General features: G+C 71.3%; 12 protein-coding genes and 1 pseudogene. 4 read left to right on the forward strand and 9 right to left on the reverse strand.

Annotated features, from left to right (window positions below):
- Positions 1-50: 50 nt before the first annotated feature.
- Positions 51-965 (forward strand): hypothetical protein, encoded by a 915-nt coding sequence (locus IE264_RS07055; RefSeq protein ID WP_051821778.1) that lies wholly within the window; start codon positions 51-53, stop codon positions 963-965.
- Between the two features lie 74 nt (positions 966-1,039).
- Here IE264_RS07055 and IE264_RS07060 read toward each other — a convergent pair whose 3' ends face one another.
- Complete coding sequence (locus IE264_RS07060) at positions 1,040-1,441, reverse strand: RNA-binding S4 domain-containing protein (RefSeq protein WP_015609729.1); 402 nt, start codon at positions 1,439-1,441, stop codon at positions 1,040-1,042.
- Between the two features lie 65 nt (positions 1,442-1,506).
- Positions 1,507-3,570 (reverse strand): PhoX family protein, encoded by a 2,064-nt coding sequence (locus IE264_RS07065; RefSeq protein WP_015609730.1) that lies wholly within the window; start codon positions 3,568-3,570, stop codon positions 1,507-1,509.
- A gap of 305 nt (positions 3,571-3,875) precedes the next feature.
- Here IE264_RS07065 and IE264_RS07070 point away from each other — a divergent pair, with 305 nt between their 5' ends.
- Positions 3,876-5,465, forward strand: coding sequence for a VWA domain-containing protein (locus IE264_RS07070; RefSeq protein WP_078657417.1), 1,590 nt, complete (start codon positions 3,876-3,878; stop codon positions 5,463-5,465).
- Here IE264_RS07070 and IE264_RS07075 read toward each other — a convergent pair.
- On the reverse strand, positions 5,399-6,724 hold the full coding sequence (locus tag IE264_RS07075) for a sensor histidine kinase (protein WP_015609732.1): 1,326 nt from the start codon (positions 6,722-6,724) through the stop codon (positions 5,399-5,401). The two genes, IE264_RS07070 and IE264_RS07075, sit on opposite strands and share 67 nt — an antisense overlap.
- Positions 6,721-7,374 carry a response regulator transcription factor gene (locus IE264_RS07080; protein WP_032756193.1) on the reverse strand — a complete coding sequence of 218 codons (654 nt, stop codon included), beginning with the start codon at positions 7,372-7,374 and terminating at the stop codon, positions 6,721-6,723. The genes IE264_RS07075 and IE264_RS07080 overlap by 4 nt, the downstream gene beginning before the upstream one ends.
- A 183-nt stretch (positions 7,375-7,557) precedes the next feature.
- Here IE264_RS07080 and metG point away from each other — a divergent pair, with 183 nt between their 5' ends.
- Entirely contained in the window at positions 7,558-9,171 is a 1,614-nt protein-coding gene (gene metG / locus IE264_RS07085) for a methionine--tRNA ligase (RefSeq protein ID WP_015609734.1), read from the forward strand.
- A gap of 71 nt (positions 9,172-9,242) precedes the next feature.
- Here the strand turns inward: metG and IE264_RS07090 are convergent, their stop codons facing one another.
- Positions 9,243-10,034, reverse strand: a complete 792-nt coding sequence (locus tag IE264_RS07090) for a L,D-transpeptidase family protein (RefSeq protein WP_032755929.1) — start codon at positions 10,032-10,034, stop codon at positions 9,243-9,245.
- Between the two features lie 237 nt (positions 10,035-10,271).
- The gene (aspS, locus tag IE264_RS07095; protein ID WP_015609736.1) at positions 10,272-12,071 is read right to left on the reverse strand and encodes an aspartate--tRNA ligase; all 1,800 of its coding nucleotides are present in this window, start codon (positions 12,069-12,071) and stop codon (positions 10,272-10,274) included.
- A 163-nt stretch (positions 12,072-12,234) separates the two neighbouring features.
- Between aspS and IE264_RS07100 the strand changes: the two genes are divergently transcribed.
- Positions 12,235-14,340: an ATP-binding SpoIIE family protein phosphatase gene (locus tag IE264_RS07100; protein WP_032755928.1), complete on the forward strand. Its 2,106-nt coding sequence runs from the start codon at positions 12,235-12,237 to the stop codon at positions 14,338-14,340.
- Positions 14,341-14,397: 57 nt separating this feature from the next.
- Here IE264_RS07100 and IE264_RS07105 read toward each other — a convergent pair whose 3' ends face one another.
- The 3 genes and pseudogenes from IE264_RS07105 to IE264_RS07115 form a co-directional block, all read right to left on the reverse strand.
- Complete coding sequence (locus IE264_RS07105; protein ID WP_032755927.1) at positions 14,398-15,531, reverse strand: AI-2E family transporter; 1,134 nt, start codon at positions 15,529-15,531, stop codon at positions 14,398-14,400.
- Positions 15,532-15,619: 88 nt separating this feature from the next.
- Positions 15,620-16,388, reverse strand: a pseudogene (locus IE264_RS07110) (pirin family protein).
- Positions 16,389-16,572: 184 nt separating this feature from the next.
- Entirely contained in the window at positions 16,573-17,031 is a 459-nt protein-coding gene (locus IE264_RS07115; RefSeq protein WP_015609740.1) for an SseB family protein, read from the reverse strand.
- Between the last annotated feature and the right edge of the window lie 121 nt (positions 17,032-17,152).

The raw sequence follows: 17,152 nt of genomic DNA on the forward strand, positions 1-17,152 counted from the left end.
ACGGCGTACGGCCTGGAGCGGTCCGGCTCCGCAGGGGATTCCCTGGAGGGGTGCGGACCTCACCCCCGGCGACCTCGAAGCCCTCGAAGGCCTCGGCGATCTCGGCGACCTCGGTGGCCCTCTCGGCCGTCCTGCTCGTCCTGCTCGCCGTCCTGGTGCCGTTCAGCGCGCTCTCCGCCTGGGTCGACCTGGAGATCGACGACACCGACCGGTATGTCGCCGCCGTCTCCCCGCTCTCCTCCGACCCGGCGGTGCAGAGCACCGTCACGGACCTCATCACCGACGAGGCGATGCGGCAGATCGACCTCGGCCCGCTCCAGGACACGGTCCGGGACTTCCTGCACGAGGCCGTACGGTCCTTCACCTCCACCGAGGCCTTCCGCACCGCCTGGGACACCGCGAACCGGACCGCCCACGAGGCCGTGACCGCCGCGCTGGACGGCGACAGCGGCGAGGCGGTCATCATCGATCTGGCACCGGTGATCGAGCAGGTCAAGCAGGATCTGGTGAGCCAGGGGGTACCGTTCACGGATCAGATTCCCGTTCAGCGGACGGAGATCACGGTGATCGGCGCCGACCGTGCGGACTCCCTCAGGGACTCGTTCCACTGGCTGCGCTACTGCAGCATCTGGCCGGCCGTCGCCACGCTGGTCCTGCTCGTCCTGGTGGTGGGCATCGCGACGGTACGGGGCGGGCTCCGGGCCGCCCTGACGGCCACGGCGGCCGTCGGCGCCGGGTTCGTCCTCGGCGCGATCGTGCTGCGGATCCTGGTGGCGGTCGGCCGGAGCCGGGTGCTGGACGAGGTGCCGGGCAGCGACCGGGACGCGGCGGCCGCGGTGGTCGACGCCCTCACCGCCTCACTGCGGACCACGGTGTGGGCGGTGCTGGCGGTCGGCGCGGTCCTGCTGGTGGGGGCGGTGGTGGCCCGGGTGGTGCTGGGGCGCCGGAGGGCCGGGCGGGGGTAGACCGCCGGGGTGACCGGCCCGACGTTTCACGTGAAACAACGGGACAGAACCCGTACGGAGGACCGCCGGACGGCTCAGAGCTCCGGCGGGCGCCCCTGGAGGCGTTCCATCTCGCGACGGTCGCGCTTGGTCGGACGGCCCGTACCCCGGTCCCGTACCGGGACCTGGATCGCGAGCTCGCGCGGCGGCGGGGGCGGACTGTTGTCGACGAAGCACTCGACGGCCACCGGCGGCCCGACCCGCTTCTTCACGATCTTCGAGACGACCACCACCCGGTCCCGCCCCGCGTGCCTGAGCCGCACCTCGTCGCCGACGCGGACGGCCTGGGCGGGCTTGGCCCGCTCACCACCGACCTTCACATGCCCGGCCCGGCAGGCGGCGGCCGCCTGGGCACGGGTCTTCGTCAGCCGGACCGACCAGATCCACACGTCGACCCGGACGCTTCCCTCCGCCTGCGGCGCGTCACCGGAAACCATGGGTCCGACTGTAATGCGGACCGGGTGGTGGGCGGGCGGCAATAAGTCCGCCCGCCCGCCGGACCTCACACCCCGATGTCGCGTCCGTCCTTGCGCCAGACCGCGACGACGGACGGGCGGACGATCTTCCCGGGTCCGTCGGGCCAGATACTCGCCGGCTTCTCCACCGAGGCTCCGTCGACCTCGCCCGGGTGCTGGACGGCGACCAGGACACGGCGGTCCTGGATGACGGGACCACAGGTCTCCGCACCGGTCGGGACCGTCAGGAACTGCTTGAGCTCACCGCGCCGGTCGCCGTGGGTCGCGACGCCGAAGAGGCCGTCGTGCGAACCGAGCTGGTTGCCGTCCGTGGAGATCCACAGGTTGCCGTGGTCGTCGAACGCCACGTTGTCCGGGCAGGAGATGGGGCTGACGCTCTCCTTGGGGAAGCCGGAGAAGTACGTCGCGGGGTCGTTCGGGTCGCCCGCGACGAGGAAGAGCCGCCAGGCGAACCCGTCGCCCGCCGGGTCGTCCCAGTTCTCCGCGAGCTCCAGGATCTGCCCGTGCTTGTTGGCGTTGCGCGGGTTGGCCTCGTCCGCCCCGGCCTTGCCCTCCTTGCCGCGGTCGGAGTTGTTGGTGAGCGCCACGTAGACCCGGCCGGTGCGCGGCGAGGGCTCGACGTCCTCGGGCCGGTCCATCTTGGTGGCGCCGACCTTGTCACCGGCCAGCCGCGTGTAGACGTACACCTCGTCGGCGGTCATGCCGGGCACGTGCGAGGTGGTGCCGGTGGCCAGCGGGATCCAGACGCCGCTGCCGTCGAACTCGCCGTCGGTGGGCAGCTTGCCGGTGCCGTCGATCTCGGCGGCCGGGGAGTCGCCGGTCAGCTTCGCGACGTACAGCGTGCCCTCGTCCAGCAGCGTCAGGTTGTGCTCGCGGGCAGCGCGCGAGGTGCCCTTCTTCATCCGCTTGCTGGAGACGAACTTGTAGAGGTAGTCGAACTTCTCGTCGTCTCCCATGTAGACGACCGGGCGCCCGTCCGAGGTCAGCCGGGGCTGGGCCGCCTCGTGCTTGAACCGGCCCAGCGCGGTCCGCTTGCGCGGGGTGGAGTCCGGGTCGTACGGGTCGAGTTCGACGACCCAGCCGAAGCGGTTGGCCTCGTTGGGCTCCTTCGCCAGGTCGAACCGCCGGTCGAACCGCTCCCACTTGCGCTCGGTGGCGCCGGTGCCGATCCCGTACCGCTTGTGCATGTCGGTGTTGCCGTTGGCGAAGTACTGGTTGAAGTTCTCCTCGCCGTGCAGCGTGGTGCCCCACGGAGTCGTGCCGCCCGCGCAGTTGTTGAGGGTCCCGAGCACCTTGCGGCCGGTGCGGTCGGCGGACGTACGCAGCAGAGGGCTTCCCGCGGCCGGTCCGGTGACCCGGAATTCACTCGTGGCGGTGAGCCGGCGGTTGAGAGGGTGACGGCTGACCGGGCCCAGCTTGCCGGTGCGGTGCTCCTCCTGGACGACGACCACGGAGAGTCCGTGCGCGGCCCAGGCGATCTCCACCTGCTCGCGCGTGGGGTTGGCCGGATCGTAGCCGCGGAACATGAGGATCTCGTCCGTGTACTCATGGTTGGCGACCAGTACCTGACGGCCGCGCTCACCGCGGAGCGGGAGGAGCGAGAGGAAGTCGTTGTTGTAACCGAACTGGCCCGCCTGCGCCTTGGCGGACTGCTTGTCCGGGTTGAAGGCGGGCGCCCCGCGCAGGATCGGTTCGCCCCAGCGGATCACCACGTTCTGGCTGTACCCGTCGGGGATGGTGACCTTGTCGTTCTTATTGGGCGCGACCGGCGAGAACCGCAGGCCCCGGGCGCCGGACGGGGCCGGTTTACGGGGCGGTTCGTGGCCGTGCCCGGCAAGCGCGACGGCCTCCGCCTGGGGGGCGTTGGGGCCGGTCAGCGCGGCCGTTCCGGCTGCGGCGGCGACCGTCACGACGGCGGCTGCACGCATCATCGAGCGGCGCGAGACGGCACGGGCGATGATGTCGCCCGCGTACTCGTTGTCGCTGGTGTTCGGGGTCTCCTTGAAGCAGGCGTCCCCACAGCGGAAGCGGCAGGTCAGCGAGGAACGCCCGCCCGGGTGGGAGCTGATGAGCGGCAGCAGATTACGCACGTGGATTCCCTCCGTCGGTGTGTCGTGCGTGACGCTAGGTGCACCCCCACGCGGTCCGAGGGACTCCCGGTGAACGGCGGGTGAAGTCCGGGCCACCGCTGTTCCCTTGGAGCCGTACGTGAACACCGCCCCGGACGCCGCCCCGGACTCGGTCCGGGATCGGTTTCGGCTCGGTTGGCGCAGGGGTGGGCCGGACCGGCGAACGGCCGGATCCGGCCGCTAACCTTACGTATCCGTCCTGGCCAGGGATGAAATCACCCAGGTCGGACATTCCCCGCACCCAACTCATGCGAAAGGCCTCGCCCATGGGCATTCGGAGCTTGCTGCGTAAGGTGTTCGGCCGCACGGAGCAGGACGAGCCGACCACGGCCACCGTCCCGCCCCAGGCCGAGCGCACCCCGTCCACGGAGCCGGAGCGGGAGACCACTTCGGCGGCCGTGTCCGTGACGGAGGCCAAGGCGTCGATCCCGGCCCCGGCTTCGCCCTCAACACCTTCTTCTTCGCCTTCTTCGCCTTCTTCGGCCGCTTCCGAGTCCTCGAACGCCACCGAGCGTGACGCCGGTGCGGCGGATCTGGTGGCCGCGGCCTTCGACAAGGCGGCCACCGCCCCGGCGACTTCCTCGCCGACCGTCCCCGCACAGGGCTCGGGCCCGGACGCGGAGCCGAAGGTCGAGGCCGTGGCGGAGCCGGTCGCGGAGACCGTGGCCGAACCGGTCGCCGAGACCGATACCGAACCCGTGGCCGAGCCGGTCGCCGAGACCGTTGCCGAGCCGGTCAAGGCGGAGGAGCCCGTCGCTGAGCCCGTGAAGGCCGAGGAGCCCGCGCCGGCCCCGGCCGTGGAAACGGCCCCCGAGCCGACCGCAGAGCCGGCCCCGATCACGATCGACTTCGACCTGGATCCCGCGCCGGAGCCCGCCCCTGAGCCGGCGCCGGAGCCCACCCCGGCTGCCGACCCGGATGCGGAGCCGGTCGCGGCGGCCAAGGCCGAGCCCGCGCCGGAGGCCGAGCCGGAGCCTGCGTCCGAGCCCGAGACCGCCCCCGCAGCGGCGACCGCCGAGCCGGACGCCCAGCCGGAGCCGGAAGCGGAAGCAGCGCCCGCCCCCAAGACCTCAGCCCCCACCGAGGTCACCGAAGCGGCCGCAACCACAGCACCCACCACCGCAGACTCCGCGGCGGCAGCCCCCGAAACGGCAGCCCCCGCCGCCAAGCCCGCCACCACCCTCGCCCGCGTCACCTCGCGCGCCCCCCAGCTCGTCGCCCCGTACAAGGCGGCGCAGGCGGCGCTCAAGGAACACGGGCTGGCCGGGCTCCGCGCCCGCGTCTACCTGGTGCTCGACCGCTCGGGCTCCATGCGGCCGTTCTACAAGGACGGCAGCGCCCAGCACCTGGGCGACCGTGCCGTGGCGCTCGCCGCGCACCTGGACGCCGACGCCACCGTGTCCGTCGTCTTCTTCTCGACCGACATCGACGGCACCGGGACGATCGAGCTGGCCGCCCACGAGGGCCGCGTCGACGAGCTGAACGCGGGTCTGGGGCGTCTGGGCCGGACGAACTACCACCGCGCGGTCGAGGAGATCGTGGCGCACCACGAGAAGTCGCAGGAGACCGGACCGGCTCTGGTGATCTTCCAGACGGACGGCCCGCCGGACGCCAAGCAGCTCGCCCGCCAGGCGCTGGCGGACGCGGCACGGCTGCCGCTGTTCTTCCAGTTCGTCGCCTTCGGCGAGCAGGACGCGAAGGGCTTCGACTTCCTGCGGAAGCTGGACGCCCCCAACGCCGCCTTCTTCCACGCGGGCCCGGCCCCGCGCGAGATCGCGGACGCCGAGCTCTACCGGGAGATCCTCGCCGGGCTGCCGGCCTGGACCGCGGCACGCGAGGCCCGTACCGAGGCCTGACCGGCCGAGAGCTGACCTGTCGAGAGCCGACCGGCCGAGAGCTGATCGACCGGCAGCCGTACGGTCACGGCGAGACCGCCGCCCTCCGGGCCCGGTACCGCCGTGACCGTACCGCCGTGGGCCACCGCGATGGACCGCACGATCGACAGTCCGAGGCCGGACCCCGGCCCCATCCGGTCGCGGCCCTCGCCCCGCCGGAACGGCTCGAAGAACCCCGCGATGTCGGCCTCGGAGACCACCGGGCCGGTGTTGCGCACCACCAGAGCGCCGTCGCCGGTCAGCGAGATGTCCACCGACCCGCCCGGCACGTTGTACGTCACCGCGTTGGCCAGCAGGTTCGACACCAGCTGGGACAGCAGCAGCCGGTTGCCGCGCACGGGACAGGGCGCCACCTCGACGGTCACGGCCGGACTCCGCCCGCTGCCCCGCCGCACCCCCGGATACCGGGCCGTCTCCTCGCGCACCACCCGGTCGAACCGGACGTCCTCGCGCTCGTCGGCGGCCAGCCCCCGTTCGCTGCGGGCCAGCACGAGCAGCCCCTCTATGAGCCGCTCGCTGCGCCGGTTGGTGTCCAGCAGCGTCTGCCGGGTGCGAATGAGGTCCTCGGGCGTCGGGTCGTCCAGGCCCACCTGGATCGCAGCGCGCTGGGTGGCGAGCGGGGTCCGCAGCTCGTGCGAGGCGTTCGCGATGAACCTGCGCTGGCTGTCGAACGCCTTCTCCAGCCGGGCCAGCAGCGCGTCCAGCGTCTCGCCCAGCTCCTTCAGCTCGTCGTCGGGGCCGCTGGAGGCGATCCGCTCGTGCAGCGTGCGCTCCGAGAGCCTGCGGGCCTTCGCCGTCATCGCGTGCACGGGCCGCAGCACCCGGCCCGCGATCCACCAGCCCACGCCGACCGCGCCCGCCGTCATGACGAGGAGCGCGGCGATCGACCAGTACATGTGCTGCTTGCTCGCCGCGTCACTGACGTTGTCGGTCAGTTCGTAGAGGGTGGGGGCGCCGACCGAGCTGCGGGCGATGAACGGTCCGTTGACGGGATACCCGGGCGGAACGACGACGGCGGAGGAGGCGATGGCGCGCGCCTCGGAGTCCGTACCGGCGCGGGAGGCCACGTTGACGGTGGCGAGCAGGGCGGTGCCGAGGACCAGGAAGACCCCGCCGTACACGAGGGCGATGCGGGTGCGGATCGTGGAGTGCGGCAGCTTCGAGGCGTCCACCAGGCGCCGCAGCCGGGAGCCCGCCCACGAACCGGTCGACGGCTTCACAGGGCGTACCCGACGCCCTGGACGGTACGGATCAGCGCGGGCTCACCGAGCTTGGCGCGGAGTTTGCTCATGCAGACCCGTACGGCACCGGTGAACGGGTCGGCGTTGGCGTCCCAGGCCCGCTCCAGCAGCTCCTCGGCGCTGACCGTCCCGCCGTCGGCCTCCAGGAGCAGCTGCAGCACGGTGAACTCCTTGGGGGAGAGATCCAGCTCCCGGCCGTCGCGGAGGGCGGAGCGCCGTACGGTGTCGAGCCGGATGCCGTACCGCTCCAGCTGGGGCGGTACGGGTCTGGCGCTGCGGCGGCGCAGGGCGCGGACCCGGGAGACCAGCTCGGGGAACTCGAACGGTTTGCTGACGTAGTCGTCGGCTCCGAGGTCGAGCCCGGCGACCCGGTCCTCCATGGCGCCGGAGGCGGTCAGCATCAGGATCCGGGTGCGGGAGCCGGAGGCGACCAGCCGGCGGGCCACGTCGTCGCCGTGGACGCGGGGGAGATCGCGGTCGAGCACGACGACGTCGTAGTCGTGCAGCCCGAGGTAGGCGAGGGCGGCGTCCCCGCTGTAGACGGTGTCGACCGCGAAGCCGGCCCGGCGCAGCCCGGTCGCGACCAGTTCCGCGAGGATCTCCTCGTCCTCGGCGACCAGTACCCGCATGGTGATGTCCCTTGCCTCGTGCACGCTTGTCCGCTCCCTCCCAGGATGCGACTTTCCTGGGGGAACCATTACAGGGCGGGATGTTTCGCAAAGCTCTCCACCCGCGGGGCCACCCACGGCCCACCCACGGTGCCCGCTTTATCGATGTGAGTGGATCTTCAACCGACCGTTAGGATTTCGACCATGGCGGCCACTGGATCCGAGAAGCAGGGGGCGACGGCGTACTACGTCTCGACCCCCATTTACTACGTCAACGACGCTCCTCACCTGGGCCACGCCTACACGACCGTCGCAGGCGACGTGCTCACGCGCTGGCACCGCCAGCGCGGCGAGAAGGTGTGGTACCTCACCGGCACGGACGAGCACGGTCAGAAGATCATGCGCACGGCCGAGGCGAACAACGTCACTCCGCAGGCTTGGTGCGACAAGCTCGTCGAGGAGGCGTGGAAGCCCCTCTGGGAGCATCTGAACATCGCCAACGACGACTTCATCCGGACGACGGAGAAGCGGCACACCGACCGTGTGCAGGAGTTCGTGCAGGACCTGTACGACAAGGGCGAGATCTACAAGGGCGGGTACGAAGGCCCGTACTGCGTGGGCTGCGAGGAGTACAAGCTCCCCGGCGATCTGATCGACGGCGAGGGCGAGTTCGCCGGTCAGAAGCTCTGCCCGATCCACAAGAAGCCGGTGGAGCTCCTCAAGGAGGAGAACTACTTCTTCAAGCTCAGCGAGTACGGCCCGAAGCTGCTGGAGTTCTACGCGGCGAACCCGGGCTTCATCCAGCCCGAGTCGGCGCGCAACGAGATCGTGAACTTCGTCGAGCAGGGCCTCCAGGACCTGTCGATCTCGCGCTCGACCTTCGACTGGGGCGTCCCGGTGCCGTGGGACGACAAGCACGTCATCTACGTGTGGATCGACGCGCTCCTCAACTACGCGACGGCCGTGGGCTACGGCGCCAACCAGGAGAAGTTCGACGGTACGTTCCCGGCGGACGTGCACCTGATCGGCAAGGACATCCTCCGCTTCCACACGGTGATCTGGCCCGCGATGCTGATGGCGCAGGGCCTGCCGCTCCCCGGCAAGGTCGTCGCCAACGGCTGGCTGATGGTCGGCGGCGAGAAGATGTCCAAGTCGAACCTGACCGGCATCAAGCCGCAGGACCTGACCTCGCACTTCGGCGTGGACGCGTACCGCTGGTACTTCCTGCGGGCCATCGCGTACGGCAGCGACGGCTCGTTCTCCTGGGAGGACTTCTCAGCCCGCTACACCTCCGAGCTGGCCAACGACTACGGCAACCTCGCCTCGCGCGTGGCAGCCATGGTCGGCAAGTACTTCAGCGGGGCGCTGCCGGAGGCCACGGCCGCCGGTGACGCCGAGCGGGCCGTGCAGGAGGGCCTGGCGAAGGCCGTCGCCACGGCCGACCAGAAGATCGGCGAGGAGCTGGACTTCCAGTCCGGCATCCTGGCGATCTTCGACTTCGTGAAGCAGGTCAACGGCTACATCACGGAGCAGGAGCCGTGGAAGGTGGCCAAGGACACCACTCCCGAGGGCCAGGCCCGCCTGGCGACCATCCTCTACACGGCCGCCGAGGCCCTGCGCGGGGTCGCGGTCCTGCTCAACTCCGTGATGCCGGTGACCTCGCAGAGCCTGTGGGAGTCCCTGGGCGCCGAGGAGTCCCTGGGCGCCCTGGCCGACCAGAAGGTCCAGGACGCGGGCACCTGGGGCATCCTGCCCGCCGGCGCGACGGTGACGAAGGGCGCGGTGCTGTTCCCGCGCCTGGAGGAGAAGCCGGCGTAGCCACCGCCGTACGCACACGAGGAGCCCGGGACACCGTTCATGGTCCCGGGCTCCTGGCGTACGGCGCAGGGTCAGAGTCCCAGCGTCTCCGCGTCCCCCATCACGATCACCGGGTTCATCGCCGGGTCCAGGGTGCGCAGGAGTTCCTCCATGCGCTCCTCCGGGATGGAGACGCAGCCCTGGGTGGGGCCGCCGTGGTCGACGTGGATCCAGATGCCGCCGCCGCGTTCGAGGCCGAGGGGGCGGGTGCGGTCCAGCGGGGTCACGCCCTCCGTGCGGTTGTAGTTGATCGCGACGACGTAGTCGAAGGAGCCTTCCAGGGGCTCCCCGAAGAACCCCTCGCCGTCCACCGCGAACCGGGGGTGCTCGTCGTACGGGAGCAGGGCGCCCGGGTCGGGGAGGCGGCCGCCCGCGTCGGTGAGGGTGTAGACGCCCCTGGGGGACCTCAGGTCGCCCGCCACGTGGTGGTCGGTCCAGCCCTCCATGCCGTTGTGGGCGTCCCACGGACCGGCTGCCGGCGCCCACCCCTCCGCCGGGTCCTCGCGGCTGTACAGGACCGCGCTGGACCGGTTGGCGTCCTCGTCCTCCCCGGTGACGACGAACGCCTGGCGGGCCTCCTCGGGGATCTGCGCCCGGGTCAGCGGCCCCAGGCCCGGGATCTCCGCGGGGCTCGGCGCCGGCTCCGCTTCGGCCGGCTCCCGGAGTACGGAGGCGGCGTCGGACTCCGGGCCCGCGGCGCCCTGCCCCGGGGCGGCGACGGGAGCCTTCGCGGGCGCGGTGCCGGATGCGCAGCCGGTGAGCAGCAGGGCCAGGACGAGGAGCGGTGCGGTGAGCAGGGCGTGCGGGCGGCGCGGGACGGACACGGTGGCGGGCTCCTCGGGTGACGACGGACGGCGTGGCGGGGCGGCACGCGGTGCGAGAGGGGTGTCTCGGTGCCAGTCTTTGCCGGACCCGGCTCGGCCGAACCCGAACCGGGGCCATCCGGCTGTACCGCGTCGCCCGGCCGTCGGGGGCCCTCCTGCCCACGCAACGAAACAGCCCCCGATCGGGTGATCGGGGGCTGTTTCACGTGAAACATCCGCAGAGCGGGACCGTACGGACTACTTGTCGGCGGGCTTCTCCGACGCGCCCGCACCCTTCGCGGCGACCGGCTTCCGCAGCTGGATGTTCAGCTCGCGCAGCCGGGACTCGTCCAGCTCGGTCGGCGCGCCCATCATCAGGTCCTGGGCGTTGCCGTTGAGCGGGAAGGCGATCGTCTCGCGGATGTTGGGCTCGTCGGCCAGCAGCATCACGATGCGGTCGACACCCGGGGCGATGCCACCGTGCGGCGGGGCGCCGAGGCGGAACGCGCGGAGCATGCCCGCGAACTCGTGCTCGACGGTCTCGCGGTCGTAACCGGCGATCTCGAAGGCCTTGAGCATCAGCTCGGGCTCGTGGTTACGGATGGCGCCCGAGGACAGCTCGATGCCGTTGCAGACGATGTCGTACTGCCAGGCCAGGATGTCGAGCGGGTCCTTCTCCTCCAGGTCGGCCAGGCCGCCCTGGGGCATCGAGAAGGGGTTGTGCGAGAAGTCGATCTTCCCGGTCTCCTCGTCCTTCTCGTACATCGGGAAGTCGACGATCCAGCAGAACCGGAAGACGCCCTCCTCGAAGTGGCCGGCGCGCTTGGCGGCCTCGACCCGGACGACCGACATGATCTTGGAGACCTCGTCGAACTCGCCCGCGCCGAAGAAGACGGCGTGGCCCGGGACCAGCGAGAGGCGCTCGGTGAGCGTCTTGATGTCGGTCTCGGTGAGGAACTTGGCGATCGGTCCCGCCAGCGTGCCGTCCTCGCCCACACGCACCCAGGCCAGGCCCTTGGCGCCGTGCTCGACGGCGTACTCACCGAGGCCGTCGAAGAACTTGCGGGACTGGCCCGCGGTGTCCGGGACGGGCAGCGCACGGACGTGCTTGCCGGCGAACGCCTTGAACCCGGAGTCGGCGAAGACGTCCGAGATGTCGACGAGCTCCAGCTTGGCGCGCAGGTCCGGCTTGTCGTTGCCGTACTTCAGCATCGACTCGCGGAACGGGATGCGCGGGAACGGCGAGGTAACCTCGCGGCCCTTGCCGAACTCGGTGAAGAGCTCGGTCATCAGCTTCTCGATCGGCTGGAAGACGTCCTCCTGCTCGACGAACGACATCTCGACGTCGAGCTGGTAGAACTCGCCCGGCGAACGGTCCGCACGGGCGTCCTCGTCGCGGAAGCAGGGCGCGATCTGGAAGTAGCGGTCGAAGCCCGAGATCATCAGCAGCTGCTTGAACTGCTGCGGGGCCTGCGGCAGCGCGTAGAACTTGCCGGGGTTCAGGCGGGACGGGACGACGAAGTCGCGGGCGCCCTCGGGGGAGGTCGCGGTGAGGATCGGGGTCGCCATCTCGTTGAAGCCGAGGGCCACCATCTTGGAGCGGATGGAGGCGATCACGGCCGAGCGCAGCAGGATGTTGCGGTGCATGCGCTCACGGCGCAGGTCGAGGAAGCGGTACTCCAGGCGCCGCTCCTCGTTGACGCCGTCCTCGGTGTTGATCGTGAAGGGCAGCGGGCCGGCCTCGCCGAGCACCTCGACCTCGGTGACCTCGATCTCGATCTCACCGGTCGGCAGCTCCGGGTTGACGTTGTCGGCGCCGCGCGCGGAGACCTTGCCGTCGATCCGGACGACGGTCTCCTTGGTCAGCTTCGCCAGGGCGTCGTTGGCGGGGGTGCCGGGGCGGGCGACGAGCTGCACCAGACCGTAGTGGTCGCGCAGATCGATGAAGAGGATGCCACCCAGGTCTCGGCGATTGTGCAGCCAGCCGCTCAGCCGGACGTCGGTGCCGACGTCAGAGGCGCGGAGCTCGCCGCAGGTGTGGGACCTGTACCGATGCATCGTCGTTCATCCAGTCTTCGCGGTTGGGGGTGGAATGAGCCACCCCAGGCTACCGCCCGGGGCCGGGCCCCTTCATTTCCCTTTACCGCCCGCTCCCGCCCCGGGCCCGCAGTCGGCGCCCCCTCGGTGGCGTACGGAGAGCACATCTTCCTAAAGTGGGGCAATGCGCACCGAGGAAGTCCTGGCCGCGATCGCGACCGGCCTGTGGCGCTGGGACAACGCAGCCGGCACGGTCACGCTCGACGCGGAGGCGGCCCGGCTGCTCGGCCTGCCCGCCGAGCCCGGCAGCTACCGGGAGGCGGCGGTGCGCTCCCGTTTCCACCCGGTCGACTGGAACGAGATCTACGGCGTCGTGAACCTGGCCGTCGCCGAGGGCACCCTGGCCGAGGCCCGGCTGCGGATCGTGGACGAGCGGGGAAAGGTGCTGCGTACCGTACGCAGCCGCTCCAAGCCGGTCGTCGCGACGGACGGGGACCGGGAGAACTACGTGCTCATCGGCACGCTCCAGGAGGTCGCCGAACCGCAGCTGGGGTCGTCCGGCCCCCACACGCCGATCACGGGGGACTGGCGCAGGTCCCGGGAGGCGTTCCTGCTGGACGCCGGGCGGGCGCTGGCCGAGGCCCGGTCCACGGAGGAGGTGCTGCGGGTCGCCGCGTCCCTCTCCATGCCCGGCTTCTCCCCGGACGGGCTCGCGGTCTTCGGCTCGGCCGGGGAGCGGCTGACGATCATCGGGCACCACGGGCAGAGCACGGCCGAAGAGGACCCCTTCACCGACATGCCCCTGGACACCGACTACCCGGCCGCCGAGGTCGTCCGCACCGGCCGCGCGATCTACCTCCCCTCCCCCGAGGAGTACCGCCGCCGCTACCCCGCCACCTGGCCGCTCGCCCGGCGCTTCGGGCGGCAGTCCTGGGCGTATCTGCCGCTGGTCTCCTCCGGCCGCACGATGGGCGCCTGGATGGCCGGGTTCCAGCACCCGGTGGGGTTCTCGCCCGACGAGCGCGCGGTGCTCTCCACGGTCGCCCGGATGCTCGCCCAGGCGCTGGCCCGGGCCGGGGTCGCGGAGACCGAGCGGGAGCTCTCACTCGGCCTCCAGCGCTCGATGATGCCGACGCTGGGGCCGGACATCCCCGGTATGACGGTCGCGGCGCGGTACGTACCGACCGGCGGCGGGCTCCAGGTGGGCGGCGACTGGTACGACATGATCCCGCTGCCGAACGGCCGGATCGCCCTGGTCATCGGCGACGTCCAGGGCCATGACGTACGGGCCGCCGGGCTGATGGGCCAGCTCCGCATCGCCCTGCGCGCGTACGCCTCCGAGGGGCACCGCCCGGACGCCGTGCTCTCCCGGGCCTCGCGCTTCCTCTCCGGGCTGACGGACGCGTACGAGGGCGTGGCGGGCGACGACGAGCCCTCGGCGCCGCGCTTCGCGACCTGCCTGTACGCGGAGGTGGACCCGGAGACCGGGACGCTGGACATCGCCCGCGCGGGCCATCCCGACCCGGTGGTGGTGAGCGCAGACGGCACCGCGGTCATCCGGCAGACGGCGGGCGGGCTGCCGCTCGGGATCGAGACGGACTCCGACTACCCCACCACCCGGGTCGTCCTGGAACCCGCCGAGACGATCATGTTCTGCACGGACGGCCTCATCGAGACCGGCGGCCACGACATGGCCACCGGCTGGGCCCGGCTGCAGCCGGTCCTGGAGGAGCCCACCGAGGACCTGGAGCAGATGGCCGACGCCCTGGTCCAGGCCGTGCACGGGCCGACCTCGCACTACACGACCGGGCCGCTCGCGGACCGCCGCGAGGACGACATCGCGGTGCTGGTGCTGCGGCGGGAGAGAGCGCGGGCGCCGCAGACGCCGATGCGCCGCAGCGTCATGACGATCGCGCAGGCCGAGCCCGAGCGGATCTCGGTGGGCCGGCAGCTCGTCCGGGAGCTGCTGCACGACTGGAAGGACCCCGAGCAGGTCGACTCGGCGGTCCTGATGGTCTCGGAGATGGCCACCAACGTGCTGGTCCACACGGACGGCGACGCGCTGATGGCGGCGGAGGTCTCCGGGGAGCGGGGGGAGCGGCGGCTGCGGGTGGAGGTGGCCGACGCGAGCGACGAGCTGCCGCACAAGCGGCGGCCGGGGGAGATGGCTTCCAGCGGGCGGGGGCTGGTGCTGATGGAGATGCTGGCGGATGCGTGGGGGGTGGATCCGCGGGGGGAGGGGAAGTCGATCTGGTTCGAGCTGTACGAGGGGGGTGGGGCGGGGGGTTAGGCACGGGTGGTGCGGGGGCTCCGGGCGTGCGGGGTCTCCCTCGGGAGGGTTCCGTCCTCAAACGCCGGACGGGCTGGGATTGTCCCCGGACGGGCTGGGGTGGCCGCCGGGTGGGCCGGGATCGCGCCCGGACGGGCCGGCAGCGCCGCCACCCCCGGAGCGGCGGCGTAGTTCGCCCAGTACACCGAAGGCTGCCGCGCACATCGGGACGGCGAGCAGCATGCCCATCAGGCCGGCGACGCTCGCTCCCGCCGTCAGCGCGATCATGATCATCGCGGGGTGCATCTGCACCGTACGGCTCTGGATCACCGGCTGGAGCACATGCCCCTCCAGCACCTGGACCGCGAGGACCACCCCCAGCGCCCACAGCGCGATCACGAACCCCCGGTCGGCCAGTGCGACCAGGACGGCGACGGCGCCGGAGAGGAAGGCCCCGAGGTACGGGATGTAGGCGCCGACGAAGACCAGCGCGCCCAGCCCCACCGCCCCCGGCACATCCAGGATCAGCAGGCCCACCGTGATGCACACGGCGTCGATCAGGGCGATGAACGTGGTGCCGCGCATGAAGCCCTCGACGGCCTCGAACGCCCGGCGCCCCATCGCCTCCACCAGATCGCCGGTGCCGCGCGGGGCCACCGCGTGCGCGAGGTCCACCGCCCGGTCGGAGTCCCGCAGGAAGAAGAAGGTCAGCAGGAGAGCCAGCACACTGGTCGCCACCAGCGTGCCGACCAGGCTGATACCGCTGAGCAGGCCCCCCGCGGCGCTCGCGCCGAACTTCTCGACCAGGTTCCTGGCGTTGTCGGCGAGGCTGTCGACATCGGTGTTGCCGCCGATGTCGAGGTGGTCGACGACCCACTGCCCGGCGTCCTTCAGGGAGCGGACGATCTGGTCGCCGGAGTCGACGAGGGCGGTGACCACGATGTACCCGGCCCCGCCCACCACCGCGACGAGCGCCGCACAGGTCAGCCCGGCGGCCAGCGACCGGTTGAGCCTGCGGGCGATGAGCCAGCGGTGCACGGGGCCCAGCAGCGCGGTGCCGAGGAGGGCGAGCAGCACCGGCGTGACCGCGGTCTTGAGGGCGACGACCAGCCAGATCGCGACGGCGGCGACCCCCGCCACCAGCAGGACGACGCCGCACCAGGCGGCGGCGCGGCGGGCGCCGTCGGGCAGGAGGGGCTTGGAAGCAGGCACCCTCCCACCCGATCACGGTGTACGCCGGCGGGCCCGCCCGCCGCCACCGTACGAGTGACGGCCCGTCAGGCATGACGGCCCTCACGTGTCACATGCCGTGGACCGCCGGGACCGTGCCGAGGCGGCCGGCCTGGAAGTCCTCGAAGGCCTGCTTCAGCTCGGCCTGACTGTTCATCACGAACGGTCCGTAGTGGGCCATCGGCTCCCGGATCGGACGGCCGCCGAGGAGGACGATCTCCAGGTCCGGGGTGTTCCCGTCCTGCTTCTCGTCCGCGCGGACGGTCAGCGAACCGCCGCTGCCGAACACCGCGGTCTGCCCGAGGCGGATCGGCCGGCGCTCCTCGCCGACCGTGCCGCGCCCGGCCAGGACGTACGCGAGGCCGTTGAAGTCCTCGCGCCAGGGCAGGGTCACCTCGGCGCCGGGCCGGACGGTGGCGTGGATCATCGTGATCGGGGTGTGGGTGATGCCGGGACCCTGGTGACCGTCGAGCTCACCGGCGATGACCCGGAGCAGCGCACCGCCGTCCGGGGAGGCGAGGAGCTGCACCTCGCCGCCGCGGATGTCCTGGTAGCGCGGGTTCATCATCTTGTCGGCCTTGGGCAGGTTCACCCAGAGCTGGAGGCCGTGGAAGAGCCCGCCGGACAGCACGAGCGACTCCGGCGGCGCCTCGATGTGCAGCAGCCCCGACCCGGCGGTCATCCACTGGGTGTCGCCGTTCTCGATGGTGCCGCCGCCACCGTTGGAGTCCTGGTGGATGAAGGTGCCGTCGATCAGGTACGTGACCGCGGGCCACGGCGTCACCCGAAGCGGCCACCTTGGGCAGGGTCAACGGGTTTTCGACGGTCACTGCGGGCATGGGAGCCACCTCCGGGCGAGTCTTCTGGAATCAATTTAGTTGAATGGTGAACATCCTGCAAGGCGTGCGGCATTCCCGGTGCGCCCCGAGGCGCTCCCGGCAGCGGAAAGGGCCCGCGCCGATCCCGGCGCAGGCCCTAGCCAAAAAATACGAAACCGCAGGTCAGCGACCCACCGGCGCGCGACTACCCGTACATGCGGCGCATCGCGAAGTCGACCATCTGCTCGACCGCCTTGGCGTCGAAGACCATCCGGTGATCGCCCTCCATGTCCAGGACGAAGCCGTACCCCGTGGGCAGCAGGTCGATCACCTCGGCGCCGGTGATCACGAAGTACTTGGACTCCTTGCCCGCGTAGAGCCGCAGCTCCTTGAGCGTGGTGAACATCGGGATCACGGGCTGCTGCGTGTTGTGCAGCGCCAGGAAGCCGGGGTTGTCACCGCGCGGGCAGTAGACCTTCGACGTGGCGAAGATCTGCTGGAAGTCCTCGGCGGAGAGGGAGCCGGTGGTGAAGGCCCGTACCGCGTCGGCCAGGGAGGGCGGGGAGGGCTCGGGATACAGCGGCTGCTCGCCGTAGCCGCCACCCATCTGGCCCATCTGACCCATCTGCTGCTGAGCACCAGGGTTCTGGTCGTAGCCGTACATGCTGCAAAGAGTAATCGGACACATCTACGGCTTGAGGGGTTGCGCCTTATTACTGACGGGTAGCATCATCGTAGAGGTCAGCTGATACACCCGCGTCTGCCTGTCCCCACGCCTGCCTGTC

Source organism: Streptomyces microflavus, assembly GCF_014650075.1.
In the GTDB taxonomy this organism is placed as follows: Bacteria; Actinomycetota; Actinomycetes; order Streptomycetales; family Streptomycetaceae; genus Streptomyces; species Streptomyces microflavus.

What these genes read in the sequence shown, in the direction of transcription:
- IE264_RS07060 (WP_015609729.1), bottom strand. Translation starts at nt 1,441, where the DNA reads ATGGTTTCCGGTGACGCGCCGCAGGCGGAGGGAAGCGTCCGGGTCGAC.
- IE264_RS07070 (WP_078657417.1), top strand. Translation starts at nt 3,876, where the DNA reads ATGGGCATTCGGAGCTTGCTGCGTAAGGTGTTCGGCCGCACGGAGCAG.
- IE264_RS07080 (WP_032756193.1), bottom strand. Translation starts at nt 7,374, where the DNA reads ATGCGGGTACTGGTCGCCGAGGACGAGGAGATCCTCGCGGAACTGGTC.
- metG (WP_015609734.1), top strand. Translation starts at nt 7,558, where the DNA reads ATGGCGGCCACTGGATCCGAGAAGCAGGGGGCGACGGCGTACTACGTC.
- aspS (WP_015609736.1), bottom strand. Translation starts at nt 12,071, where the DNA reads ATGCATCGGTACAGGTCCCACACCTGCGGCGAGCTCCGCGCCTCTGAC.
- IE264_RS07100 (WP_032755928.1), top strand. Translation starts at nt 12,235, where the DNA reads ATGCGCACCGAGGAAGTCCTGGCCGCGATCGCGACCGGCCTGTGGCGC.
- IE264_RS07115 (WP_015609740.1), bottom strand. Translation starts at nt 17,031, where the DNA reads ATGTACGGCTACGACCAGAACCCTGGTGCTCAGCAGCAGATGGGTCAG.